20 protein-coding genes are annotated in these 24176 nt (G+C 57.8%); 10 read left to right on the top strand and 10 right to left on the bottom strand.

What is annotated here, in order from left to right; translation table 11 throughout:
- Positions 1–115 precede the first annotated feature (115 nt).
- Positions 116–1393, bottom strand: a complete 1278-nt coding sequence (locus EPE01S_RS16300; RefSeq protein ID WP_062747181.1) for a cystathionine gamma-synthase family protein — start codon at positions 1391–1393, stop codon at positions 116–118.
- Positions 1394–1646: 253 nt separating this feature from the next.
- On the opposite strand from EPE01S_RS16300, the gene hpt reads away from it, so the two are divergent.
- Positions 1647–2183, top strand: coding sequence for a hypoxanthine phosphoribosyltransferase (gene hpt / locus EPE01S_RS16295; RefSeq protein ID WP_062747178.1), 537 nt, complete (start codon positions 1647–1649; stop codon positions 2181–2183).
- 141 nt (positions 2184–2324) lie between these two features.
- Here the strand turns inward: hpt and can are convergent, their stop codons facing one another.
- Positions 2325–2987 carry a carbonate dehydratase gene (gene can / locus EPE01S_RS16290; RefSeq protein WP_062747313.1) on the bottom strand — a complete coding sequence of 221 codons (663 nt, stop codon included), beginning with the start codon at positions 2985–2987 and terminating at the stop codon, positions 2325–2327.
- Positions 2988–3095: 108 nt separating this feature from the next.
- Here can and EPE01S_RS16285 point away from each other — a divergent pair, with 108 nt between their 5' ends.
- Entirely contained in the window at positions 3096–4022 is a 927-nt protein-coding gene (locus EPE01S_RS16285) for an ABC transporter ATP-binding protein (RefSeq protein ID WP_062747176.1), read from the top strand.
- The gene (locus tag EPE01S_RS16280) at positions 4019–4789 is read left to right on the top strand and encodes an ABC transporter permease (RefSeq protein WP_062747174.1); all 771 of its coding nucleotides are present in this window, start codon (positions 4019–4021) and stop codon (positions 4787–4789) included. Before EPE01S_RS16285 ends, EPE01S_RS16280 begins: the two co-directional genes overlap by 4 nt.
- A 94-nt stretch (positions 4790–4883) precedes the next feature.
- Here EPE01S_RS16280 and panD read toward each other — a convergent pair whose 3' ends face one another.
- The 8 genes from panD to sfsA form a co-directional block, all read right to left on the bottom strand.
- Positions 4884–5264 (bottom strand): aspartate 1-decarboxylase, encoded by a 381-nt coding sequence (gene panD, locus EPE01S_RS16275; RefSeq protein WP_062747172.1) that lies wholly within the window; start codon positions 5262–5264, stop codon positions 4884–4886.
- A 65-nt stretch (positions 5265–5329) separates the two neighbouring features.
- Entirely contained in the window at positions 5330–6184 is an 855-nt protein-coding gene (gene panC, locus EPE01S_RS16270) for a pantoate--beta-alanine ligase (RefSeq protein WP_062747170.1), read from the bottom strand.
- Between the two features lie 15 nt (positions 6185–6199).
- Positions 6200–6994 carry a 3-methyl-2-oxobutanoate hydroxymethyltransferase gene (panB, locus tag EPE01S_RS16265; RefSeq protein WP_062747167.1) on the bottom strand — a complete coding sequence of 265 codons (795 nt, stop codon included), beginning with the start codon at positions 6992–6994 and terminating at the stop codon, positions 6200–6202.
- 77 nt (positions 6995–7071) lie between these two features.
- Positions 7072–7551, bottom strand: a complete 480-nt coding sequence (folK, locus tag EPE01S_RS16260) for a 2-amino-4-hydroxy-6-hydroxymethyldihydropteridine diphosphokinase (RefSeq protein WP_062747165.1) — start codon at positions 7549–7551, stop codon at positions 7072–7074.
- Positions 7548–8969, bottom strand: coding sequence for a polynucleotide adenylyltransferase PcnB (gene pcnB / locus EPE01S_RS16255; protein WP_218007821.1), 1422 nt, complete (start codon positions 8967–8969; stop codon positions 7548–7550). The genes folK and pcnB overlap by 4 nt, the downstream gene beginning before the upstream one ends.
- Before the next feature lie 58 nt (positions 8970–9027).
- Positions 9028–9936: a tRNA glutamyl-Q(34) synthetase GluQRS gene (gene gluQRS / locus EPE01S_RS16250; RefSeq protein WP_062747310.1), complete on the bottom strand. Its 909-nt coding sequence runs from the start codon at positions 9934–9936 to the stop codon at positions 9028–9030.
- Positions 9937–10005: 69 nt separating this feature from the next.
- Positions 10006–10461 (bottom strand): RNA polymerase-binding protein DksA, encoded by a 456-nt coding sequence (dksA, locus tag EPE01S_RS16245; protein WP_062747161.1) that lies wholly within the window; start codon positions 10459–10461, stop codon positions 10006–10008.
- A 308-nt stretch (positions 10462–10769) separates the two neighbouring features.
- Positions 10770–11474: a DNA/RNA nuclease SfsA gene (gene sfsA, locus EPE01S_RS16240; protein WP_062747158.1), complete on the bottom strand. Its 705-nt coding sequence runs from the start codon at positions 11472–11474 to the stop codon at positions 10770–10772.
- Positions 11475–11731: 257 nt separating this feature from the next.
- Between sfsA and hrpB the strand changes: the two genes are divergently transcribed.
- The 7 genes from hrpB to fhuB all read left to right on the top strand — a co-directional run bounded on the left by hrpB (position 11732) and on the right by fhuB (position 24119).
- On the top strand, positions 11732–14182 hold the full coding sequence (hrpB, locus tag EPE01S_RS16235) for an ATP-dependent helicase HrpB (RefSeq protein ID WP_157076025.1): 2451 nt from the start codon (positions 11732–11734) through the stop codon (positions 14180–14182).
- A gap of 299 nt (positions 14183–14481) precedes the next feature.
- Positions 14482–17010, top strand: coding sequence for a bifunctional glycosyl transferase/transpeptidase (gene mrcB, locus EPE01S_RS16230; RefSeq protein ID WP_062747153.1), 2529 nt, complete (start codon positions 14482–14484; stop codon positions 17008–17010).
- Between the two features lie 224 nt (positions 17011–17234).
- Positions 17235–17963: an acid phosphatase gene (locus tag EPE01S_RS16225; RefSeq protein WP_084344212.1), complete on the top strand. Its 729-nt coding sequence runs from the start codon at positions 17235–17237 to the stop codon at positions 17961–17963.
- A gap of 235 nt (positions 17964–18198) precedes the next feature.
- On the top strand, positions 18199–20406 hold the full coding sequence (gene fhuA, locus EPE01S_RS16220; protein WP_062747151.1) for a ferrichrome porin FhuA: 2208 nt from the start codon (positions 18199–18201) through the stop codon (positions 20404–20406).
- 48 nt (positions 20407–20454) lie between these two features.
- Complete coding sequence (fhuC, locus tag EPE01S_RS16215) at positions 20455–21246, top strand: Fe3+-hydroxamate ABC transporter ATP-binding protein FhuC (RefSeq protein ID WP_062747148.1); 792 nt, start codon at positions 20455–20457, stop codon at positions 21244–21246.
- Positions 21247–21261: 15 nt separating this feature from the next.
- Positions 21262–22143 carry a Fe(3+)-hydroxamate ABC transporter substrate-binding protein FhuD gene (gene fhuD / locus EPE01S_RS16210; RefSeq protein WP_062747146.1) on the top strand — a complete coding sequence of 294 codons (882 nt, stop codon included), beginning with the start codon at positions 21262–21264 and terminating at the stop codon, positions 22141–22143.
- Positions 22143–24119: a Fe(3+)-hydroxamate ABC transporter permease FhuB gene (gene fhuB, locus EPE01S_RS16205; RefSeq protein ID WP_062747306.1), complete on the top strand. Its 1977-nt coding sequence runs from the start codon at positions 22143–22145 to the stop codon at positions 24117–24119. Before fhuD ends, fhuB begins: the two co-directional genes overlap by 1 nt.
- Positions 24120–24176 lie beyond the last annotated feature (57 nt).

Here is a 24176-nt window from a genome sequence, read left to right as displayed (position 1 = left end):
ACAGGGTGACCAGTTAGCGTGAAAGCGAGGGGGAACGCCTTTCAGGGAGTGTCCGGGGAAGAGAAATTTCGCAGGGGCCGATCAGCGATCGACCCGCGACCTTACCGCGAGAGCGTTACGCCAGCGACAGCCGTACGTCCTCGATTAAATCCTCTTTATTCTCTATGCCAATCGACAGGCGAATGGTGGAGGAGGTGATGCCGAAACGGTTGCGTACTTCGATCGGTACGCCGGAGTGGGTGGTACTGGCAGGATGGCTGGCAAGGGATTCGGTGCCGCCGAGGCTGACCGCCAGTTTAAACAGCTGCAGAGTGTTGAGGAAGCGGAATGCCGCCGCCTCACCGCCGCGAATATCAAACGAGAACGTCGAGCCGGCACCGCTGCACTGGGTGCTGAACACTCTGCCTGCGGCAGAGGCCGGGTCAAGGAACGGCAGGTAGTGCACCTTTTCCACCTGTGGATGGCTTTGCAGGAAGGCAGCCACCGCGGCGGCATTATCGTTGGCGCGCTCCATACGCAGCGCCAGCGTCTCCAGAGAACGGCCGATCATCCAGCTGGAATGCGGATCAAGCTGGGTGCCGATGGCGCTGCGCAGGGCCTTCACCTGACGAATTAACGCCTTGCTGCCCATGGCTGCGCCGGCAATCAGGTCGGAATGGCCGCCGACATACTTCGTCAGCGAGTAGAGCGAGATATCGGCCCCGTGTTCGGTCGGCCGTGAAAAGACCGGGCCAAGCAGGGTGTTATCACAGGCGATAATCGGGCGATGCTGCTGCTGGCGTTCAATGTGGTCGGCCACACGCTTCACCAGCGCAATATCGACCAGGCTGTTAGTGGGGTTGGCCGGGGACTCAATCAGGATCACCGATACCCGACCCAGCGTCATCGCTTCCTCTGCAGCGGCCTGGACTCCCTGTTCATCCACACCGTCAGCAAACCCGAGCGTCGAGACACCCAGGTTGCGAAAGGTTTTACTCAGCAGCGTCTCCGTACCGCCGTACAGCGGCTGGGAGTGCAGGATGGTATCGCCCGGTTTGACAAACGCCAGCAGGGTGGTGGAGATGGCCGACATGCCGGAAGAGAACAGTGCCGCGCTGTCGGTACGCTCATAGATCGCCAGGCGGTCTTCCACAATCTCACTGTTCGGGTGATTAAAGCGCGAATACACCAGCCCGTTGCCTTCGCCGGCAGGCGGTTCACGGCGGCCGGAAACGTAGTCAAAGAAGTCGCGACCCTCTTCTGCGCTGTTAAACACAAAAGTCGACGTGAGAAATACCGGCGGTTTCACCGCGCCCTCTGACAGTGACGGATCATAGCCATAGTTAAGCATCTGGGTTTCAGGGTGCAGCTCGCGCGTGCCGATGTGTGTTTTTTTAGAATGTGAGGAAGGCATGAGGACTCCGGCCGTCAGGCATAGGATCTATTATTGTTGCGCATAAACTAGCATGAGGCAGGGTGCCGCCATAAATGCCTAAACGCTCTATGGTTAAATCAAAATGCCATATGAAATTCGGCTATCTGAACGTATAGCAGTCTATATGTCTGCTTTGTGCAGCAGGAAAATCCGTTGCGCAACGGTGAGCGAAGCCGTAGCGAAGTGTGATAAACTTCACCGCTTTCCCTGAGCAATCGACGAACCGCTACCTATGAAACATACCGTTGAAGTGATGATCTCCGAAGCTGAGATCAAATCCCGCGTTGCCGAACTCGGCAGACAAATCAGTGACCACTACCGTGACAGCGGCAGCGAGATGGTGCTGGTTGGCCTGCTGCGCGGCTCGTTTATGTTTATGGCCGACCTGTGCCGCACGATTGAGGTGTCGCACGAAGTCGACTTTATGACGGCCTCCAGCTATGGCAACGGCACCTCAAGCTCCCGTGACGTGAAAATCCTGAAAGATCTGGATGAGGATATCCGTGGCAAAGACGTGTTAATTGTTGAAGATATTATTGATTCAGGTAACACCCTGAGCAAAGTGCGGGAAATTTTCCGTCTGCGCGGGCCGAAGTCACTGGCGATCTGTACGCTGCTGGATAAACCTTCGCGTCGTGAAGTTGATGTGCCGGTTGAGTATGTGGGCTTTGCCATCCCTGACGAATTTGTCGTGGGTTATGGGATTGATTACGCCCAGCGTTATCGTCATCTGCCCTATGTGGGTAAAGTGGTGATGCTGGACGAGTAACCCGTAAGGTGTAGGCACAGCACAATCGACTAAGGCCGGGTTCTCCGGCCTGATATACCATATCTCGCCTGGTCGTGATCCCGCACGCTGCCTGTCATTATGCCGCGTGAGGGGGCTGGCGCGGCCGCCAGAACAGGCGGCTTACGGGTTGAGGTCCGGGTCGTTCAGCAGATTGGCAATACCGTGGCGGTAGCGCTGCTCAAGGATTTCGCGACTGGCAGAACTGACGCCCAGATCGCGCAGATAACCGTCCTGGATGCCGTAGACCCAGCCATGAATATTGACCTTTTGTCCGCGTTTCCATGCTGACTGCATCACCGTCGAGTGACCCAGGTTATATACCTGCTCAATGACGTTGATTTCACACAGTTTATCGAAACGTTTTTCGGGCGGCAGTTCACCCAGTAACGAACTATGCTTGTACCACAAATCGCGAATATGCAGCAGCCAGTTATCGATCAGGCCCAGCTCAGGATTTTCGACGGCGGCCTGAACGCCCCCGCAGCCATAGTGGCCACAGATAATGATGTGCTCAACTTCCAGCACCTCTACCGCGTACTGCACCACTGACAGGCAGTTCAAATCGGTGTGGATCACCAGGTTGGCAACATTGCGATGGACGAACAGTTCACCCGGTTCCAGCCCGGTCAGGCGCTCGGCAGGTACCCGGCTGTCAGAACAGCCAATCCACAGAAAACGGGGTTTTTGCGCCAGAGAAAGGCGCTCAAAGAAGCCGGGGTCTTCCTCTTTCAGCAACCGTGACCACTGGCGATTGTTGCTGATAAGGGTATCAATGTCTTTCATAATGGTGTCGACCCGTTGCTCAAAATGCGATGCAGTAATATAGGGCAATGCGGCACGATTGAAAATCACAAACAAGAAACCTCAACAGAACAGGGCACTCTTTAACCTATGACTTATGCACTGGAGCTTGAAAAGCTGACCAAAACCTACGCAGGTGGGGTACAGGCGCTAAAAGGAATCGATCTCACGGTTGAAGCCGGTGATTTCTATGCGTTGCTGGGGCCAAACGGCGCCGGTAAGTCCACCACTATTGGCATCATCAGTTCGCTGGTCAATAAAACCGCCGGAAAGGTGCGGGTGTTTGGCTATGACCTGCAGCAGGACGTGGTGAATGCCAAGCGTCAGCTGGGCCTGGTGCCGCAGGAGTTCAACTTTAACCAGTTTGAAACCGTGCTGCAGATCGTGGTCAGCCAGGCCGGGCTGTACGGCGTGGAAAAAATCGAGGCGCAAAAACGGGCTGAAAAGTATCTGAAACAGCTCGATCTGTGGGAAAAACGTAACGAACGTGCACGGATGCTCTCCGGCGGCATGAAGCGTCGCCTGATGATTGCCCGTGCGCTGATGCATGAGCCAAAGCTACTGATCCTTGATGAACCCACCGCCGGGGTGGATATCGAACTGCGTCGCTCCATGTGGACCTTCCTGCAGGAGCTGAATGCACAGGGCACCACCATTATCCTGACCACCCACTATCTGGAAGAAGCCGAGATGCTGTGCCGCAATATCGGCATTATTCAGCGTGGGGAGCTGGTCGAAAACACCTCAATGAAAGGCCTGCTTTCCAAATTGAAATCAGAAACTTTTATTCTCGACCTCGCGCCGAAAAGCCCGCTGCCAAAGCTGGAAGGGTTTAAATATCGCCTGGCGGATACCTCAACGCTGGAAGTCGAAGTGCTGCGCGAGCAGGGCCTGAACAGCGTGTTCAGCCAGCTCAGCCATCAGGGGGTGCAGGTGCTCAGTATGCGCAATAAAGCGAACCGTCTTGAGGAGTTATTTGTGGACCTGGTTAACGGTCACAGTGGAGATAAAGCATGACACATTTGTATTGGGTGGCGCTGAAAAGCATCTGGGGTAAAGAAGTGAACCGCTTTGCCCGCATCTGGATCCAGACGCTGGTCCCGCCGGTGATCACCATGACGCTCTATTTTATTATCTTCGGTAACCTTATTGGTTCACGCATTGGTGAAATGCACGGCTTCAGCTATATGCAGTTTATCGTGCCGGGCCTGATTATGATGGCGGTGATCACCAACGCCTATGCCAACGTAGCCTCTTCCTTCTTTAGCGCCAAGTTCCAGCGCAACATTGAAGAGCTGCTGGTGGCCCCGGTGCCAACGCATGTGATTATCGCCGGCTATGTCGGCGGCGGTGTGGCGCGTGGGATTTGTGTGGGCGTGCTGGTCACGGCTATTTCGCTGTTCTTCGTCCCGTTTCAGGTTCATTCGTGGCTGATGGTGGCGGTGACGCTGCTGCTGACGGCGATCCTGTTCTCGCTGGCGGGCCTGCTGAACGCCGTGTTTGCCCGTACCTTCGACGATATCAGCCTGATCCCGACCTTCGTGCTGACGCCGCTGACCTATTTAGGGGGCGTGTTCTATTCACTGACCCTGCTGCCGCCGGTGTGGCAGATGGTGTCTAAGCTGAACCCTATTGTGTATATGATCAGCGGCTTCCGCTACGGGTTCCTGGGGATTCATGACGTACCGCTGGCGTTTACGCTGGGCGTGCTGGTGGCGTTTATCGTGGTCTTTTACGCGCTGGTGTGGGTGTTGATTCAGCGTGGGCGTGGATTACGGACCTGATTAAAACTGTTTTATCGGGTTGACCGGAAAAGAAGGTCAACCCCCTACCTGTAACGCAGGGGCCGATCGTTGTGACCGATCGGCCCTTTTTTTTTTACGCGACCTGAACCGGCACGGCTTTCGCCACGCGTTTCATCTGGTTGTCGCCCTCAAAATAGGCCACTTTTGGCTGCCACTCCCGCGCCTCGGCGTCGGACATCTGCACGTAAGAGCAGATAATCAGCAAATCGCCTTCGCAGGCGCAGCGCGCGGCCGCCCCGTTAACCGAAATGATTTTTGAGCCCCGTTCAGCCGCGATCGCATAGGTTGAAAAGCGCTGGCCGTTGTTCACATTATAAATATCAATCGCTTCATATTGCAGAATGCCGGAAGCGTCGAGGAAATCCTGGTCGATGGCGCAGGACCCTTCATAATTCAGGTCAGCCTGAGTCACTTTGACCCGGTGAAGTTTGCCCTGCAACATAGTACGGTTCATAAATAATCACTCTGCAGTCAATTCAAAAAATCGGTCGACAGTATTGCCTGAGCGGGCGCGTCTGTCTACTGGGTCAGATCAACCTGCTGGTTATCAATCAGACGCGCTTTGCCCAGCCACGCGGCCATCAGGATCACCGCGCGCCGGCTGTCGACATTCAGCGGCAGCAGCGTCTCGGCATCGACAATCGCCAGACCATCAGGCTGAAGCCCCCGCTCGCTGAGGGTGCTTTCTGCCTCATCGATCAGGGTTTCGATGTGACGCTCGCCCTGGCTGAGTTTGCCGGCGATATCCTGCATGACCTGGCTGAGGACGGGGGCAATCTTACGCTCTGCGGCGGTGAGGTAGCCATTGCGTGAACTGAGCGCCAGGCCATCTTTAGCGCGCACGGTCGGCACGCCGACGATATCAATATCGTAGCCCATATCCACCACCATTTTGCGGATCAGCGCCAGCTGCTGATAATCTTTCTCGCCGAAGCAGGCAAGATCGGGCTGGACCAGGTTAAACAGCTTGCTGACGATGGTGGAAACCCCCCGGAAGTGGCCGGGCCGACTGGCCCCTTCCAGCAGGGTGGACAGGACGGGAACGTCAACAAAGGTCTGCTCACTCAGGCCCAGCGGATAAACGTCGCCGGGGGCCGGAGAGAAGACCAGGTCAACGCCACGACGGTTCAGCTTTTCGCAGTCCTCCTGCAGCGTGCGCGGATAGCGCGCCAGGTCATCGGCGCGTTCGAACTGCATCGGGTTAACGAAAATCGACACCACGACAATATCCGCACGCTCACGCGCTTCATCGACCAGTGTCATGTGCCCGTCGTGCAGGTTGCCCATAGTAGGAACCAGCGCAATACGTTTGCCATCCTGACGCCAGCGACGGACTTCGCGGCGCAGCATGGGCAGCGTTTCAATAATCAGCACGGACTTTCTCCTCGGTTACTGGAAACTGTGTTCTGCAGCCGGATAACGTCCGTCTGCCACTTCTGCCACATACTGACGCACTGCGGCACGGATTTCGCCCGCTTCCGCGAGGAAGTTTTTGGCGAATTTTGGAATATGGCCCCCGGTAATACCAAAGGCATCATGCATCACCAGAATTTGCCCGTCGGTGACGTTACCGGCACCAATGCCAATGGTCGGTACCGTCAGCGCATCGGTAATGCGCTGTGCCAGTGCCACCGGCACGCACTCCAGCACCAGCAGCTGCATGCCAGCGGCTTCCAGCGCCAGTGCGTCTTCCAGCAGACGGTCAGCAGCAGCGCTGTCACGCCCCTGCACCTTATACCCGCCGAAAATATTGACCGACTGCGGCGTCAGGCCCAGGTGGCCACAGACGGGTACGGCGCGCTCGGTTAACTGCCTGACCGTCTCTGCCAGCCATTTGCCGCCTTCCAGTTTGACCATATTGGCCCCGGCACGCATCAGCTGCGCCGCGTTGTCAAAGGTTTGCTCCGGAGTGGCATAACTCATAAAAGGCAGGTCAGCGAGTAGCAGGGCTGCCGGGCTGCCGCGTCGCACCGCCTGCGTATGGTAGACAATATCGGCGACGGTGACCGGCAGCGTGGAGTCGTGGCCCTGCACCACCATCCCCAGTGAATCCCCGACCAGCATGACCTCAATGCCTTCATCGGCAAAGAGTTTAGCGAAACTGAAATCGTACGCGGTGATCGAAGCGAATTTTCGCCCCTGTTGTTTCCACTGGTGCAGGGTAGAGACAGTTGTCGGTTTCATCATTTCACCTTAAGAAAACTGAGTTGGCGTATCTTAAAGGAAGGGAAGGGCAGTGCAAAGGGGGGATAACGGGCGGGTTACCAGCGGGAGATAGCCCCGGTATCAAGCCGGGCAAGGATATCGGCCAGCCGCGTGCCGTCCGGCAGGCACAGCGCCGGAGCAATCTCCAGCAGCGGCAACAGCATAAATGCGCGGTTGAGCATATCGTAGTGCGGTACTGTCAGACGTGGCGTACTCAGCGTCTGCTCACCAAACAGCATGATATCCAGATCGAGGGTGCGCGGCCCCCAGCGGTGGGCTTTACGCACGCGTCCCTGCTCCAGCTCAATACGCTGGGTATGGTTCAGCAGGGTTTCGGCGTCCAGACGGGTATCCAGCGCCACGGCAGCATTGAGAAAATCAGGCTGATCCGGTGGGCCGTAGGGGGGCGTGCGGTAAAGCGACGAGGTGGCAACCAGCGTGGTATCAGGTATGGCCGCCAGCGCATGCAGTGCAGAGTGCACCTGATGCAACGGGTCGGCCAGATTACTGCCCAGTGCCAGATAGACGCGGATCATGCGTCGTTATTTTGGTCACGGCGTGGTGCGCCCGGCACGCGTTTGCGCGGACGGCGGGTGCGACGGCGCGGAACCGGATCGTCACCCAGGGTGTTGAGCATGGTTTTCTGCTGCGGCGGTGCAGACACCTGGAATTCACTCCACCAGGTAGTAAGACGCTGCAGCTCGTGGTTTTTTTCCACTTCGGCACGCAGGGCCAGCAGGTCGTAGGCGGCGCGGAACTTAGGATGCTCCATCAGCTTCCAGGCGCGTTTGCCGTGGCGACGTGACAGGCGAAGCTGCAGCGTCCAGATATCACGCACCAGGGTGGTAATTCGTTTCGGGATGGCCAGAGAACGGCAGGCTTCATCCAGCACGTCGTTCATCGACAGCGCAAAGGCGTCGTAGTAGGCAAGCCCGCTCTCCTGGGCAATTTTCTGCGCGGCTTCAAGCTGCGGGTACCAGAACATGGCGGCAAACAGGAACGCCGGGTTAACACGCATCTGATTGTGGATGCGGTTATCGGTATTTTTCAGCACCTGCAGGATCATCCGCTCCATATTACTGTCACCCTGTTCGGTAAAGTAACGGGTGAGGATCGGGAACAGCGGCTGGAACAGCTGATATTCGCGCAGTTTCAGATAGGTGCTGTGACCGTAGCCCGCCTGCAACAGTTTCAGGGTTTCCTCAAACAGGCGCGCGGGCGGGATATCATTCAGCAGGGTCGCCAGACGTGGGATGGGTTCACCGGTTTCAGCTGCGATGCTCATATCCAGCTTGGCGGCAAAGCGCACCACGCGCAGCATACGCACGGGATCTTCGCGATAGCGAGTTTCCGGGTCACCGATCATGCGGATAATACCTTGCTGCAGATCGCTCAGTCCCCCGACATAATCGCGCACCGTAAAATCGGCCACGCTGTAGTAGAGGCTGTTGATGGTCAGGTCACGCCGCTGTGCGTCATCTTCAATCGAGCCAAAGATGTTATCCCGCAGCAGCATTCCGTTCTGGCCGCGCTGTGAACTGTTACGGTCTTCGGTCACTGGCTGTTCGGCTTCGTGGTGACCACGGAAGGTGGCAACTTCAATGATCTCTGGGCCAAACATCACGTGTGCCAGGCGGAAACGGCGGCCGACCAGGCGACAGTTACGGAACAGCTTACGCATCTGGTCCGGGGTGGCGTTGGTGGTCACATCGAAATCTTTCGGTTTTTTACCCAGCAGCAAATCGCGCACGCCACCGCCGACCAGATAGGCTTCATAGCCGGCTTTGTTCAGGCGATACAGCACCTTGAGGGCATTTTCACTGATGTCCTTGCGTGAGATATTATGGGCGTCACGCGGAACGACGGCCATCTGACGCACTTCCTCGATTACGGTAGGCGCCACCACCTCACGACTGAGGACTTTACGGCAAAAATTAGCAACTCGGGTAAAAATGGGACACCTCGATAGTGACAATGAAATCTGGTCGGTAAAAACAGCGGCTAATCATAGCTCAGAGTGAACCGTTTGAGAATGCCGAAGTCGCCGTATGCGCCAGCCTTGCATCATTAATTGGAATATTTGCGCACGCCCAGTGAGCGATCGCCTGTTGTAACAGCTTTTCAGTGGTCAGATCCTGCCAGCCTGTCGGCACCGGCTGACCGAGAAAACGCAGGGCTTCCACCAGCGGCGGGCGGGGATCGCCGCCGGGAAGGGCGGGAGCATGATTTTGTTTGGACAGTTTGTTGCCATCGTGATTCAGCACCAGCGGCAAATGCAGATGTCGGGGGATATCCCAGCCAAGCAGATGGTACAGCGTCATCTGGCGCACGGTCGGTTCGATAAGGTCCGCACCGCGCACGATCTCGGTGATCCCCTGAAAATGATCATCGACCACCACCGCCAGGTTATAAGCAAACAGTCCGTCACGGCGGTGGATAATAAAATCTTCATGGGCCAGCTGCGGGTCAGCCTTGACCCTGCCGCGCACGCCATCCTCAAACGCCGTCACAGGATGATCGACGTTAAGCCGCACGGCTGCCCGCTCCGGGCCGTGGCCCAGCGTGCGACAATGGCCGTCATAGTGCCCTCCGGCCTGCTGAATGCGGCGGCGGGTACAGGTACAGTAGTAGCTGAGGCCCTGCTGTTGCAGGTCATTAAGCACCGCGCGATAAGCATCGTGGCGCTGAGACTGCCACAGCACCTCGCCGTCCCATTCCAGGCCGTAATGATCTAACTGATGCAGAATACGCGTGGCGGCGCCGGGGACTTCACGAGGGGGATCAATATCTTCAATGCGCACGCGCCAGAGACCTTTTTCAGCACGAGCCTGAAGGTAACTGCCTAAAGCCGCTATTAAAGAACCGAAATGCAGGTCGCCGGACGGGGAAGGGGCGAAACGCCCAATATACGATGATGACATAATAGAAAAGATCGGCAGTGAAGCGGAAACGGGAGCCGTTTCCAGCTCCACTGCACAATCAATGCGCCGTTAACCGGCCATTTGTTTTTCGCGGATTTCCGCCAGCGTTTTGCAGTCAATACAAAGATCAGCAGTAGGACGCGCTTCAAGGCGACGAATACCGATTTCAACGCCACAGGATTCACAGTAGCCAAAATCGTCATCGAGCACTTTCTTCAGCGTCTTCTCGATCTTTTTGATCAGCTTGCGCTCACGGTCGCGGTTGCGCAGTTCAAGACTAAACTCTTCTTCCTGAGTGGCGCGGTCAGCGGGATCCGGGAAGTTAGCGGCTTCATCTTGCATGTGCGAAACAGTGCGATCCACTTCATCCCGAAGCTGGTTGCGCCAGGCTTCAAGGATTTTCTTGAAGTGCTCCAGCTGGGCTTCGTTCATATACTCTTCGCCTGGCTTCTCTTGGTACGGCTCCACCCCAGCGATGGCGAGAATACTCAGGGACGATGTTTTACGGTTTTGCCCTTCTTGCATGTTGTTTCTCCTGGATAACACGCACTACACCCTTCATCTTTAAGCTGCAGGGCGTTGGCAGCTACCCTGCAACCCGACATATTCGGGTATCGATCCCACGGTGGGGAAAAAAACAGGCCGCTATAAATAACAGAAGCGGTCAAGGTTAGCAATTATTCCTGAACATGACTTGACAAGCCTGTGAGGAAAAGCGTATTTAGCGCGCGCCCTGTTCATTCATCCGGCACCGCAACAGCATCAGTTTCCTGTATTGACTCAGTCACTTAATGCCCGCTGGGTGGCCGTATAAAAGCAAACCGCGCTACATTTTACAACTCCACCGTCAGGGGCCTGTGCAGGCGGATCCCCTCCGGTGATAACTGCGCCTTATAGCAGAGTAGTTCAACCCCGCTCTGTTGTGCCTGTGCCAGTAGTTCCGCGTAGCGTGCATCAATATGACGCGCCGGGGAAACGTCCTCAATCCCCGAATGCAGAACGGCGAAGAACAGTACCGCCCGATGGCCAGATTGCGCTATTTGTATCAGTTCGCGCAAATGCTTCTGGCCACGCTCGGTCACCGCATCCGGAAAATACCCTTTACCCTGCTGTAACAGCGTCACGGATTTGACTTCAATATAGCAGTTACTGCGATTATCTGCCTGTAACAGGAAGTCAATGCGGCTGTTTTCACTACCGTATTTTACTTCCGGTAACAGCGTATCGTATCCGGATAACTCCGGAATCGTCGCGGCGGTAAGTGCTTCCCGCACCAGGGCATTAGCGCGCAGGGTGTTGACGCAGATCCAGTGTCCCTCCTGGGTTCTCGTCAGTTCCCAGCTGTGCGGATATTTCCGCGTCAGACTGACCGATGTTGAATACCACACGATGTCACCCGGCGTGGCGCAACCGGTCATGGCACCGGTGTTCGCACAGTGGATGGTCAGGGCTTCTCCTTCCGGTGTGACAATATCTGCCAGAAAGCGCTTATAGCGTTTAACCAGCGTCGCTGACTGCAGTCCGGGACTAAACTCCATAGGAATTCCTTATCGTCATTTTCCGCCCGTTAACTCCTGCTGGCGTGGCGTGACACTATTCACACGACACGCCGACGGGCAGTGACCCGAAAATTACGCGGCTTCAGCAGTACAGACTGCGTAGCGTTGCGCATTGATATGACAGGCAGATGACGGGGAACGCAAGGCGGTAAACACCTGCGGCCCCCCGGTCAATCTGCCCCGGAGGATGCTACAATGCCCGCAAGAATTAGACCATGCTGTTATGGAGCAAAAACGTGAGTTTATTACCGGTCAGTGCCGTGCTACCCGAGCTGTTAGCGGCATTGCAGACGTCATCGCAGGTGTTACTGGCCGCGCCCACCGGGGCGGGAAAATCCACCTGGCTCCCGCTACAGATCCTGCAGCAGGCCGGATTTGACGGGCGGATCCTGCTGCTCGAACCCCGCAGGCTGGCCGCACGCAATGTGGCACAGCGGCTGGCTGAGCTGCTGGGTGAGGAACCCGGCGAAACCGTGGGCTACCGTATGCGCGGCGAAAGCCGCTGCGGCAAAAATACCCGGCTGGAGGTCGTCACCGAAGGTATTCTGACGCGGATGCTGCAGCAGGATCCGATGCTTGATGGCGTATCGCTGGTGATCCTTGATGAGTTCCACGAGCGCAGCCTGCAGGGAGACCTGGCGCTGGCGCTGTTGCTTGACGTTCAGGGCGGCCTGCGTGATGACCTGAACGTGCTGATTATGTCCGCAACGCTGGATAATTCACGGCTGCGGGACTGGCTGCCGCAGGCCCCCTTAATCAGTTCAGAGGGACGTTCATTCCCGGTGGAGCGTCGTTATCAGCCGCTGGCAAGCCACCTGCGTTTTGAGGAGGCGGTTGCCCGCCAGGCCAGTCAGCTTTTGCGTGAAGAGTCAGGTTCAATGCTGCTGTTCCTGCCCGGTGTGGCGGAAATCCAGCGCGTGCAAACGCAGCTTGCGGAAAGGGTGGACGGTGATGTTGACCTCTGTCCGCTGTACGGTGCGCTGACACTGGCCGAACAGCGCCGGGCGATCCTGCCTGCGCCCGCCGGGCGGCGTAAAGTGGTGCTGGCAACGAATATTGCCGAAACCAGCCTGACGATTGAGGGTATCCGTCTGGTGGTGGACAGTGCCCAGGAGCGCAGCGCGCAGTTTGATGTGCGCAGCGGGGTGACCTGCCTGCAAACCCAGCGCGTCAGCCAGGCATCAATGACCCAGCGTGCCGGACGCGCCGGGCGTCTTGAACCCGGCATCTGTGTTCATCTGCTGGCAAAGGAGCAGGCTGAACGCGCCGCCGCGCACAGCGACCCGGAGATCCTCCACAGCGATCTTGCCTCCCTGTGGCTCGATCTCCTGCAGTGGGGCTGCCAGGAGGCGGGCCAGCTGCGGTGGCTGGATGCGCCGCCCGCTGCCGGGATCGCGGCAGCGCGGCAGTTGCTGTTGCAACTGGGTGCGACGGACGATACCGGCAGGCTGACGACCGGTGGCCGTAAAATGGTCGCGCTGGGCAGTGAGCCGCGCTTTGCGGCCCTGCTGATGGCCGCCGGTAATGATGCCGGTGCGGTGGCGACGGCGGCGGAGCTGGTGGCAATACTGGAGGATCCGGTACGCGGCAGTGCCGACCTGCGCGACAGCTTCCATCGCCGTCTGCCGCAGTGGCAACGTCGCGCCCGTCAGCTGCAACAGCGACTGAACATCAGCGGCGGACGGCCGGATGAAGATCTGATTGCGCCGCTGCTGGCGGCGGCATTTCCCGACCGTATCGCCCGGCGTCGGGGGGTAGACGGACGCTATCAGTTAGCCAACGGGAGCGGAGCCTCGCTGGATCGTGAGGACGGTTTAACCCGCTATGAGTGGCTGATTGCCCCGGCGCTGCTGCAGGGAAGTGGGCAACCCGACGCACGTATTTTACAGGCGCTGCCACTGGATATCGACAGGCTGATCAGCCAGCGGCCCGGGCTGGTACAGCAGCAGACGGAAGTTGAGTGGGATGAAGAAAAAGGCACGCTGCGCGCCTGGCGACGGGAGCAGATTGGTCAACTGGTGCTGAAATCCCAGCCGCTGGCAAAACCTGCCGAAGATGAACTGCACGCCGCCATGCTGCGCTGGGTGCGCAGTAAGGGCCTGTCGGTGCTGAACTGGACGCCGCAGTCAGAGCAGCTCCGGGTGCGGCTGCGCTGCGCTGCGCAGTGGCTGGCGGAAGGGGAGTGGCCCGATATGCAGGATAGCGCGCTGCTGGCAACGCTGGAACAGTGGCTGCTGCCGGCCATGCGGGGCATCCGGGATGGCAAAGGGCTGCGTCAGCTTGATCTCACCAGCGCCCTGTTACAACGGCTGACCTGGGCGCAGCGCCAGCAACTGGACAGCCTGTTGCCCACCCACTATGTGGTGCCCACCGGCAGCCGTCTGCCAATTCAGTACGATCGGGACAAGCCCCCGGCGCTGGCGGTACGTCTGCAGGAGATGTACGGTGAGGCGAAAAACCCCTGCGTGGCCAACGGACGCGTGCCGCTGGTGCTGGAGCTGTTATCCCCGGCACACCGTCCCCTGCAGATCACCCGCGACCTGGCGGCCTTCTGGTCGGGGGCCTATCGGGAAGTCCAGAAAGAGATGAAAGGGCGCTATCCCAAACACCTCTGGCCGGACGATCCTGCCAACACCGCACCCACCAGCCGGGTGAAAAGATTTGCTTCCCCGGGAAATGGGAAGTGACAACACTTTTAATCGTAACAATTTAAAAAACGATATTAGGTATCCCGCTGACAAGGCTTGTTTTTTTCTGCGCTGGCCGGCGGGTGATAAAAAAATCAAGGTTAAGCCTGCCGGTAATAAATGGTATTCTGTCGCGCTTTAGCAGGGGGAGTAAGGTGTCAGTGCGATGACGGTGCGTCATCTTCCGACAACCCCTGCGTGTCGGCCAGAGGCTTTCAGAAGGTTCTGGTTCCGCAATTGCCGTCGTGCAACGAGAGTAGTCGGCCTGGCCGACGCCTTCCCCTGGAGAAATAGAAGACATGTCTGACGATCGCGAACCTATCGGGCGAAAAGGAAAACAGCCCCAGCCTGCGCGTAATAAAGCGGGGCGTGGTCGCCGTAAGGAAGAAGAATACGATGACTATGATGATCAGGATGAAGAAGAGGTAACCCCGATGCCACGTAAAGGAAAAGGACGCGCTGCGCGCAAGAAAAGAGGCTGGTTAGGCTTACTGTTTAAGCTTTTCCTGATCTTCGCAGTGGTGATGGCCATTTATGGTTTCTACCTTGATTCCCAGATCCGCAGCCGCATTGATGGCAAAGTCTGGCAGCTTCCTGCGACGGTCTACGGCCGTATGGTCAGCCTTGAGCCCGGCATGTCTTACAATAAAAAAGAGATGATTGCCCTGCTGGAAGGCACACAGTATCGCGAAGTGACGCGTATGACGCGTCCGGGCGAATTTACCGTCCAGGCCAACAGCATTGAGATGATCCGCCGCCCGTTTGATTTCCCGGACAGCAAAGAGGGGCAGATCCGCGCCCGCCTGACCTTCAGCGGCGATGAGCTGATGGACATTAAAAATCTCGATAACGGACGCAGCTTCGGCTTCTTCCGCCTCGACCCGCGCCTGATCACCATGCTGCAGTCACCTAACGGTGAACAGCGGCTGTTTGTACCACGCGCCGGGTTCCCTGACCTGCTGGTGGATACCCTGGTGGCGACGGAAGATCGTCATTTCTATCAGCACGACGGTATCAGCCTCTATTCGATTGGCCGTGCCTTCCTCGCCAACATCACCGCCGGACGCGCTGTGCAGGGTGGCAGTACGCTGACGCAGCAGCTGGTGAAGAACCTGTTCCTGACCAACGAGCGTTCTCTGTGGCGTAAGGCTAATGAAGCCTATATGGCGCTGATTATGGATGCGCGTTACAGCAAAGATCGCATTCTGGAGCTGTACCTGAATGAGGTGTATCTCGGCCAGGCCGGTAACGATCAGATCCGTGGTTTCCCGCTGGCCAGCCTGTACTACTTTGGTCGTCCGGTGGACGAACTGAGCCTCGATCAGCAGGCCCTGCTGGTGGGGATGGTGAAAGGTGCCTCCCTGTACAACCCGTGGCGTAACCCTAAGCTGTCGCTGGAGCGTCGTAACCTGGTGCTGCGCCTGTTGCAGCAGCAAAAGGTTATCGACCAGGAGCTGTACGATATGCTGAGCGCCCGTCCGCTGGGCGTGCAGCCAAAAGGGGGCGTGATTACTCCGCAGCCGGCGTTTATGCAGATGGTGCGTAACGAGCTGCAGGCGAAACTCGGTGACAAAGTGAAGGATCTCTCCGGGGTGAAAATCTTCACCACGCTGGATTCGGTGTCACAGGATGCCGCGGAGAAGTCAGTAGAAGAGGGCATCCCGGCGCTGCGTAAACAGCGCGGCGTTAACGATCTGGAAACCGCGATGGTGGTGGTCGACCGCTTCAGCGGCGAAGTCCGCGCGATGGTGGGCGGTGCCGATCCGCAGTTCGCCGGTTACAACCGCGCGCTGCAGGCGCGTCGTTCCATTGGCTCGCTGGCCAAACCGGCGACCTATCTGACGGCGCTCAGTCAGCCGGATACCTACCGTCTGAATACCTGGATTGCGGATAATCCGATCGCGCTGAAGCAGCCGAACGGGCAGGTGTGGAAGCCGCAGAACGATGACCACCGTTTCAGCGGCCAGGTGATGCTTGTCGACGCGCTGACTAACTCGATGAACGTACCGACGGTTAATCTGGGCATGACGCTGGGTCTGCCGCAGGTAGTCGATACCTGGACTAAGCTGGGCGTGCCGAAAGATCAGCTTCACCCGGTACCGGCCATGCTGCTGGGTGCGCTGAACCTGACCCCGGTGGAAGTGGCTCAGGCGTTCCAGACCATTGCCAGCGGCGGCAGCCGTGCGCCACTGTCGGCACTGCGTTCCGTGATTGCCGAAGATGGCAGCGTGCTGTATCAGAGCTTCCCACAGGCCGAGCGTGCGGTTCCGGCGCAGGCGGCTTATCTGACGCTGTATACCATGCAGCAGGTCGCCGATCACGGCACCGCACGTGCCCTGGGCGCGAAGTTCCCGAAAGCGCACCTGGCGGGTAAAACCGGGACCACTAACAACCTGGTGGACAGCTGGTTTGCCGGTATTGATGGCAAAGAGGTGGCGATCACCTGGATTGGTCGTGATAACAACCAGCCTACCAAGCTGTACGGTGCCAGCGGTGCGATGCAGCTCTATCGCCGCTATCTGGAGAATCAGGCCCCGATGCCGCTGATGCTCACGCCACCGGAAGATATCTCGCCGATGAACGTGGACTCCGCCGGTAACTTTGTGTGCGGCAGCGCCAGCAGCAGCTGGCGTAGTCTGCCGGTGTGGACCACTGATGCGAATGCGTTGTGCCAGCAGCAGCAACAGCAGGTTCAGCAGCAACAACAGATGTTGCAGCAGCAGAATCAGCAAAATCCGCAGACTCAGCAGGGACAGCCCGGCCAGCAAAATGAGCAAAAGGATGCTGACGGTGTGGCTGGCTGGATCAAGGATATGTTCGGCCAGTAAGGTCAGTGCTGAATGAAAAAGCCGGGAAACCGGCTTTTTTTTCGCCTGAATCAGGGGGATTTATTAACTATTACGTTTAAAGCTTCGGCGTTAAAGCTTTTGATTTTACATGCTAAATTTCCCTAAATTTCCAGATAGCACCATAAAATAAGATCCGGATCTCTTTTTTGACGGTAATGCTCAGCAAGGATAAGGGCGCTGATTAATTTAAAAGGATCTTAAAAATGAAACACACCATTCTGTTTTCCAGCCTTCTGTTGGGGGGCGTACTGCTCGCTAACATCCCGGCTCAGGCCAAAACCGGCGAGGGATTTACGCCGTTTCATTCTGCCGCCGGTGCGGTAAACAGCCAGTATTATCTGCCGCCTCCGCCGGCCAAAAATGATCCCGCCTTTGCGCTTGATAAAGCAGCCTATCAGGCGGGATACGCAATGAAAGGTACGCCGCGCTGGCAGCAGGCCACGGAGGATGCGCGACTGGACGCGGCCAGTATCGCCAAAACCTTTTCTCCCGCGCTGGGCATGACACTGAGTGAGGCCCAGACACCCGCGACCTGGGCAATGTTAAAGAACCTGCTGTTGATGGGGGGAACCTACGCGCCTGACGGTGCGAAAGAATATTATATGCGCACGCGTCCTTTTGTCGTTTTTGGTCACCATACCTGCCAGCCCGGTGACGAGGCGGCGCTGCGTAAAAATGGTTCATACCCCTCCGGCCACACCACCTATGGAACCCTGCTCGGGCTGGTGCTGGCAGAGGCGAAGCCGGAACGTGCACAGGAACTGGCCAGGCGAGCCTGGGAGTTTGGCCAGAGCCGGGTCATCTGCGGTGCGCACTGGCAGAGTGACGTCAATGCGGGACGCTACGTCGGGGCCGTAGAGTTTGCCCGCCTGCAAACCCTGCCCGCCTTTATGACGGCATTAAAAGAAGTAAAACAGGAGCTTAATCGCTAATTCTTTCTGCCAGGCCAAAACCCATCCTCTTTTTTTGCCGGGAAATGACCTTTCCCGGCAGTCGAAAATCATGCATTTTTAAGCGATCAGGCCAATGCCCGTGCGGGTTGTGTGGCCAGTTGTGCGGGGCATTTTTCCTTGCAGAGCAGGCTTTGTTTCGCATATTATCCGGCCGTTATAATAATAATTATCGTTTCGTTTCACATTCAACAATCTTTTTTCAGAGAAATGCTAAATGGCCAATCTGCGCGATTTATCCACTGATTTTAACCACGCGAAAACAGCAAAACGGCAGCTGGCGGTGCTTGTCGCTCTGTCTCTTACCAGCGGAACCGCCTTTGCCGCCGAACAGACCATTAACGTCACAGCCACCGCCGGCAGCGAACCGCAGGAAAGTGCCTGGGGTCCGGCTCCGACGATTGCGGCAAAACACAGCGCCACCGGCACCAAGACCGACACGCCTATTGAGAAAAACCCGCAGTCAGTGTCGATCATTACCAGCCAGGAAATGCAGACACACCAGCCTTTATCAGTGAAAGAAGCGCTGGGCTATACCACCGGGGTGATGGTGGGTAACCGCGGTGCGTCGAACGTGATTGATGCCTTATCCATCCGCGGTTTTAGTGAGACAAATACCAATCAGTATCTCAATGGGCTGAAACTACAGGGTGACAATTACTCAGAGTTTGCGGTTGATCCCTATTTCCTGGAGCGCGTTGAGCTGATGCGCGGCCCGACATCCGTGCTGTATGGGAAAAGTAATCCCGGCGGCATCGTATCCATGGTGAGTAAGCGTCCGACCACCGAATCTTTACGTGAGGTTCAGTTCCAGATGGGCACTGATAACCTGTTTTCAACAGGTTTTGACTTTGGCGGTGCACTGGATAATAACGGCGAATTCTCTTATCGCCTGACAGGCCTGGCACGCAGTGCTGATGCGCAGCAGCAGATGAATAAAGAGAAGCGTTATACCGTTGCTCCTTCTTTCAGCTGGCAGCCCGATGAGAACACCAACTTTACTTTCCTCAGCTACTTCCAGAATGAACCGGAAACCGGCTATTACGGATGGTTGCCGCGTGAAGGCACGGTCGTCCCGATTACCGACGCCAACGGCAATCAGCACAAGCTGCCAAGGGACTTTGATGAAGGCGAAGACAGCAACAAGATTTCGCGAAACACCAAAATGGTCGGCTACAGTTTTGACCATGCCTTTAATGATACCTGGACCGTGCGCCAGAACCTGCGTTACGCCCAGATGCGCACCCATTACCTGAGCATTTATGGCAACGGCCTGAATACCGTCAATAACACCATCGATCGAGGTTACGCGCACTCTCAGGAGAAGCTGAATCAGTTTGCCGTCGACACCCAGGCGCAGGCTAAATTTGCTACGGGTCAGGTGGATCACACGCTGCTGATGGGCGTGGATTATCAGCGTTCACGCAACGATATCGATGCTATTTTTGGCGCAGCTGCCCCGCTGGATGCATTGAATCCGGTGTACGGCAACGATCAGCCAACCCTGTTGTATAACCCGTATCAGTACCTGAACAAGCAGGAACAGACCGGTCTTTACGCGCAGGATCAGATGGAGTGGGACCGCTGGGTGTTAACCCTGGGCGGGCGCTATGACTATCTCACCATGTCAGCATTCGATCGCAACGCCAGTGAAAACAAAACCCACGATCAGGCCTTTACCTGGCGCGGTGGGGTGAACTATGTCTTCGATAACGGCATCGCCCCTTATTTCAGCTACAGTGAGTCGTTTATTCCTAACAGCGGCACCACTCTGGGTGGAGAAACCTTTACGCCCTCACGCGCCAAACAGTATGAAGCCGGCGTGAAATATGTGCCGAAAGATCGCCCGATCGTGCTGACCGGGGCGATTTACCAGTTGACCAAAAACAATAACCTGATGGGTGACCCGGCGGCACCGCTGTTCAGCGTACAGGGCGGGGAAATTCGCTCACGTGGTTTCGAGTTTGAAGCTAAAGCTGCGGTGAATGCCAACATCAATGTGACGGCGTCCTACAGTTATACCGATGCGGAATACACTGAAGACAACTATCTGCGTGGCAAAACGCCGGTGCAGGTGCCTAAGCATATGGCGTCCCTGTGGGGCGATTACACCTTCAATGAGACGGCACTCTCCGGCCTGACGCTGGGAACCGGGCTGCGCTATGTGGGTGAAAGCAAGGGGCTGTATCGCCATCAGGACAGCAACGGCGATAAGCAGGACCAAAACTTCGACGTCGCAGGCTATACGCTGGTTGATGCCGCGGTGAAATATGATCTGGGGCGGTTCGGCCTGCCAGGTTCTTCCATTGGCATCAATGTTAATAACCTGTTTGACCGTAATTATGTTGCCAGCTGCTACCGTGAGCACGCCTGCTACTGGGGCGCGGAGCGCCAGATTGTCGGCACGGCCACCTTCCGTTTCTAAATGTCTAACCGGGTGCGGTTCACCGCACCCGCCAATCAGAAGATCACCATGCAACAGCACTCCACCGAAACGACCTTCAGCCTGGACCGTGTCAGCTTTAGCGTGCCAGGCCGCACCCTGTTACAGCCGCTGTCGCTGGCCTTTCCCGCCGGGAAAGTCTGTGGCCTGATCGGCCATAATGGTTCCGGAAAATCGACCCTGCTGAAAATGCTGGGGCGCCATCACGCGGCATCGTCAGGGCAGGTACTGCTTAACGATCGGCCTGTGGCCAGCTGGCAGAGCAAGGCATTTGCGCGCGAAGTCGCCTATCTGCCACAGCAACTGCCTGCGGCGGAAGGTATGACGGTACGTGAGCTGGTGGCGGTGGGGCGCTACCCCTGGCACGGCGCGCTGGGCCGTTTCGGCGTGGACGATCGGGAGCGGGTCGAAGAGGCGATCGCCCTGGTCGGGCTGAAACCTTTTGCCCAGCGGCTGGTGGATAGCCTGTCCGGGGGAGAACGTCAGCGTGCGTGGATCGCCATGCTGGTGGCGCAAAACAGCCGCTGCCTGCTGCTGGATGAACCCACCTCTGCGCTGGATATCGCCCATCAGGTAGACGTGCTGGCGCTGATCCAGCGTCTCAGCCGTGAACGCGGCCTGACGGTGATTGCGGTGCTGCACGATATCAATATGGCGGCGCGTTACTGCGACCATCTGGTCGCGCTGCGCGGCGGGGAAATGATTGCCCAGGGCGGGCCGGAGGCGATCATGACCGGGAGCGTGCTGGAACAGATTTATGGTATTCCGATGGGGATTTTGCCGCATCCGCAAGGTGGAGCGCCGGTGAGTTTTGTTTATTAAATATGGGATGTTGTGATGCCGGATATTTTGCGTCGCCGTCTGCTGACGGCACTGGCCTTTTCCCCCCTGCTGGCACAGTTTCCCCTTATGGCCCATGCCTCGGGTGAGCAGCGCATTATTGCGCTGGAATGGTTACCGCTGGAGCTGCTGATGGCCCTTGGCGTGATCCCTGCAGGGGCTGCCGAACTGAATGGTTATCGGCAGTGGGTGGGTGAGCCTGTTCTGCCCGCATCGGTGGTGGATGTCGGGCTGCGTACCGAACCCAATCTTGAACTGATTACCCAGATGAAACCGACGCTGATCCTCTATTCCCAGGGGTACGGTCCGGATCCGTCACGCTTTATGCGTATAGCACCGGGGCTGGGTTTCACCTTTAACGAGGGGGGAACGGGCAAGCCGCTGACCAGCGCGCGTCGCTCGCTGATGGTACTGGCGAAACACATTGGCCGGGTTCCCCAGGCGGTGGCGCACCTGGCCGATCTGGATAGTCAGATGGCACGACTGAAAAATAAACTGGCCCATCGTCCGCCGCGCCCACTGCTGTTGCTGTCCATTGTTGACCCGCGCCATGTGATCGTTTTCACCGCCAACGGACTGTTCCAGGAAGTGCTGGATAATCTGGGGCTGGAAAACGCCTGGAAAGCAGAAAGTACTTTCTGGGGGAGCGTGATTGTGGGCATTGAAAGACTGGCCGATTTGGGCGATGTCGATGCAATCGGCTTTGAGCACGATAATCAGGCGATTGTTGACGAGGTCACCTCGACGGCGCTCTGGCAATCGCTGCCGTTTGTCCGTAGCGGCCGTTTTAAAGCCATGCCCCGGGTATGGTTCTATGGGGCCACACTGTCAGCCATGCAGCTGATTGACAGCCTTGACCATGCACTGGAGGTGAAATGATGCGTCATTCTCGTTTGCCGCTCCTGCTGCCTGTCGTGCTGTTTGCTGCGGCACTGGCCCTGACACTGGTCAATCTGCAGCAGCGCCTGCCGCATCAACTCTGGCTGACGGCGCTCCTGACCCCGGATAACAATCGTATTGAACAGATGGTGTTTCACTACAGCCTGATGCCGCGCCTGACGCTGTCACTGCTGGCAGGGGCGGGGCTGGGGCTGGTCGGTCTGCTGTTTCAACAGGTGCTGCGCAATCCGCTGGCCGAACCGGCGACTCTGGGCGTGGCCAGCGGGGCCCAACTGGGGTTGACCGTGGTTACGCTGTGGGGCGTCGCGGGTGGCATGGTTACGCAGCAACTGGCAGCCATGACGGGAGCGGTGCTGGTAGGGATCGTCGTCTTTGGCGTCGCCTGGGGTAAACGCATGTCGCCGGTCACGCTGATACTGGCAGGGCTGGTGGTGTCGCTGTACTGCGGTGCGGTGAACCAGATCTTCGCCATCTTCAATCACGATCAGCTGCAGAATATGTTTCTGTGGAGCAGCGGTTCGCTGAATCAGATGGACTGGAGTAACGTGGCGTTCCTCTGGCCGCGTCTGCTGGGTGGACTGTTGCTGACCCTGCTGCTGCTGCGTCCGATGACCCTGATGGGCCTGGACGATGGTGTGGCAAAGAATCTGGGCCTGGCCCTTTCGCTGGCGCGCATCGGCGTGCTGGCACTGGCGATTTTAATCAGCGCCTCGCTGGTCAATGCGGTGGGTATTATCGGTTTTGTCGGGCTGTTTTCGCCGCTGCTGGCGAAGATGCTGGGCTTCCGTCGTTTGATCAGCCGTCTGATGCTGGCCCCGATCATCGGCGCACTGCTGTTGTGGCTGGCGGATCAGACGGTGCTGTGGCTGACTCCCCATATGGGTGAGATCTCCACCGGGACGGTGACCGCCGTCATCGGTGCGCCGCTGCTGTTGTGGCTGCTGCCACGCCTGCGAACCGGCTCTGTTCCACCGGCGATGGATCAGGGAGATCGGGTGCCTTCCGAGCGGCAGAACCTGCTGTGGTGGGCGGCGATCGGTGGCGGCGTCCTGCTGCTGCTGATGGCGGTGGCGTTAAGCTTTGGCCGCGATGCGCATGGCTGGGTGTGGGCCAGCGGTGAACTGTGGCAGCAGCTGTTACCGTGGCGCTGGCCGCGGATGGTGGCAGCGATGGCGACCGGAATGATGCTGGGCGTCGCGGGCTGTGTTGTACAGCGGCTGACCGGTAATCCGATGGCCAGCCCTGAAGTGCTGGGGATCAGCTCCGGTGCGGCCTTTGGCGTGGTGGTGATGCTGTTTATCGTGCCGGGCGATGCCTTTGGCTGGCTGCTGCCTGCGGGCAGCCTGGGCGCCGCGCTGACCCTGCTGGTGATCTCGGTGGCCGCCGGGCGTGGCGGTTTCTCCCCAGAGCGGATGCTGCTGGCAGGGATGGCTCTGAGTACCGCCTTTACCACGCTGATGATGCTGCTGCTGGCCAGCGGCGATCCGCGTATGGCGAATCTGCTGACGTGGATTTCCGGGTCAACCTATAACATTGACGTCCTGCAGGCGAAGCGCACGCTGATCATCATGGGGGTTCTGCTGGCGCTGGTGCCGCTGTGTCGCCGCTGGCTGACCATACTGCCGCTGGGTGGCGCGACCGCCCGGGCGGTCGGGATCGCGCTGACGCCCTCGCGGCTGGCGCTGCTGCTGCTGGCCGCCGTGCTGACCGCTGCGGCGACGCTGACTATCGGCCCACTGAGCTTTGTCGGGCTGATGGCGCCGCATATTGCACGGATGCTCGGTTTCCGCCGGGCCTTACCGCAGCAGGTGATGGCCGCGCTGCTGGGAGGCGGAGTGATGGTGGCGGCTGACTGGTGTGGAAGGATGCTGGCTTTCCCGGATCAGATCCCGGCTGGGCTGCTGGCGACCTTTATCGGCGCGCCGTACTTTGTCTATCTGCTGCGCAAGGTGTAAAAAAGGGCCGACCGGAAAAGGCCGACCCTGCGGGTGATTTACGGCAAGGCAAGGCCG

Source organism: Erwinia persicina NBRC 102418, assembly GCF_001571305.1.
Classification (GTDB): Bacteria; Pseudomonadota; Gammaproteobacteria; order Enterobacterales; family Enterobacteriaceae; genus Erwinia; species Erwinia persicina.
Note: the sequence above shows the minus strand (reverse complement) of the source record. Positions and strands in the feature narration are given on the sequence as shown.

What these genes read in the sequence shown, in the direction of transcription:
- EPE01S_RS16225 (WP_084344212.1), top strand. Translation starts at nt 17,235, where the DNA reads ATGAAACACACCATTCTGTTTTCCAGCCTTCTGTTGGGGGGCGTACTG.
- can (WP_062747313.1), bottom strand. Translation starts at nt 2,987, where the DNA reads ATGAAAGACATTGATACCCTTATCAGCAACAATCGCCAGTGGTCACGG.
- gluQRS (WP_062747310.1), bottom strand. Translation starts at nt 9,936, where the DNA reads ATGTCATCATCGTATATTGGGCGTTTCGCCCCTTCCCCGTCCGGCGAC.
- fhuA (WP_062747151.1), top strand. Translation starts at nt 18,199, where the DNA reads ATGGCCAATCTGCGCGATTTATCCACTGATTTTAACCACGCGAAAACA.
- EPE01S_RS16280 (WP_062747174.1), top strand. Translation starts at nt 4,019, where the DNA reads ATGACACATTTGTATTGGGTGGCGCTGAAAAGCATCTGGGGTAAAGAA.
- mrcB (WP_062747153.1), top strand. Translation starts at nt 14,482, where the DNA reads ATGTCTGACGATCGCGAACCTATCGGGCGAAAAGGAAAACAGCCCCAG.
- folK (WP_062747165.1), bottom strand. Translation starts at nt 7,551, where the DNA reads ATGATCCGCGTCTATCTGGCACTGGGCAGTAATCTGGCCGACCCGTTG.
- EPE01S_RS16285 (WP_062747176.1), top strand. Translation starts at nt 3,096, where the DNA reads ATGACTTATGCACTGGAGCTTGAAAAGCTGACCAAAACCTACGCAGGT.
- fhuB (WP_062747306.1), top strand. Translation starts at nt 22,143, where the DNA reads ATGCGTCATTCTCGTTTGCCGCTCCTGCTGCCTGTCGTGCTGTTTGCT.
- fhuD (WP_062747146.1), top strand. Translation starts at nt 21,262, where the DNA reads ATGCCGGATATTTTGCGTCGCCGTCTGCTGACGGCACTGGCCTTTTCC.
- dksA (WP_062747161.1), bottom strand. Translation starts at nt 10,461, where the DNA reads ATGCAAGAAGGGCAAAACCGTAAAACATCGTCCCTGAGTATTCTCGCC.
- fhuC (WP_062747148.1), top strand. Translation starts at nt 20,455, where the DNA reads ATGCAACAGCACTCCACCGAAACGACCTTCAGCCTGGACCGTGTCAGC.
- panD (WP_062747172.1), bottom strand. Translation starts at nt 5,264, where the DNA reads ATGAACCGTACTATGTTGCAGGGCAAACTTCACCGGGTCAAAGTGACT.
- panB (WP_062747167.1), bottom strand. Translation starts at nt 6,994, where the DNA reads ATGAAACCGACAACTGTCTCTACCCTGCACCAGTGGAAACAACAGGGG.
- EPE01S_RS16300 (WP_062747181.1), bottom strand. Translation starts at nt 1,393, where the DNA reads ATGCCTTCCTCACATTCTAAAAAAACACACATCGGCACGCGCGAGCTG.
- sfsA (WP_062747158.1), bottom strand. Translation starts at nt 11,474, where the DNA reads ATGGAGTTTAGTCCCGGACTGCAGTCAGCGACGCTGGTTAAACGCTAT.
- hpt (WP_062747178.1), top strand. Translation starts at nt 1,647, where the DNA reads ATGAAACATACCGTTGAAGTGATGATCTCCGAAGCTGAGATCAAATCC.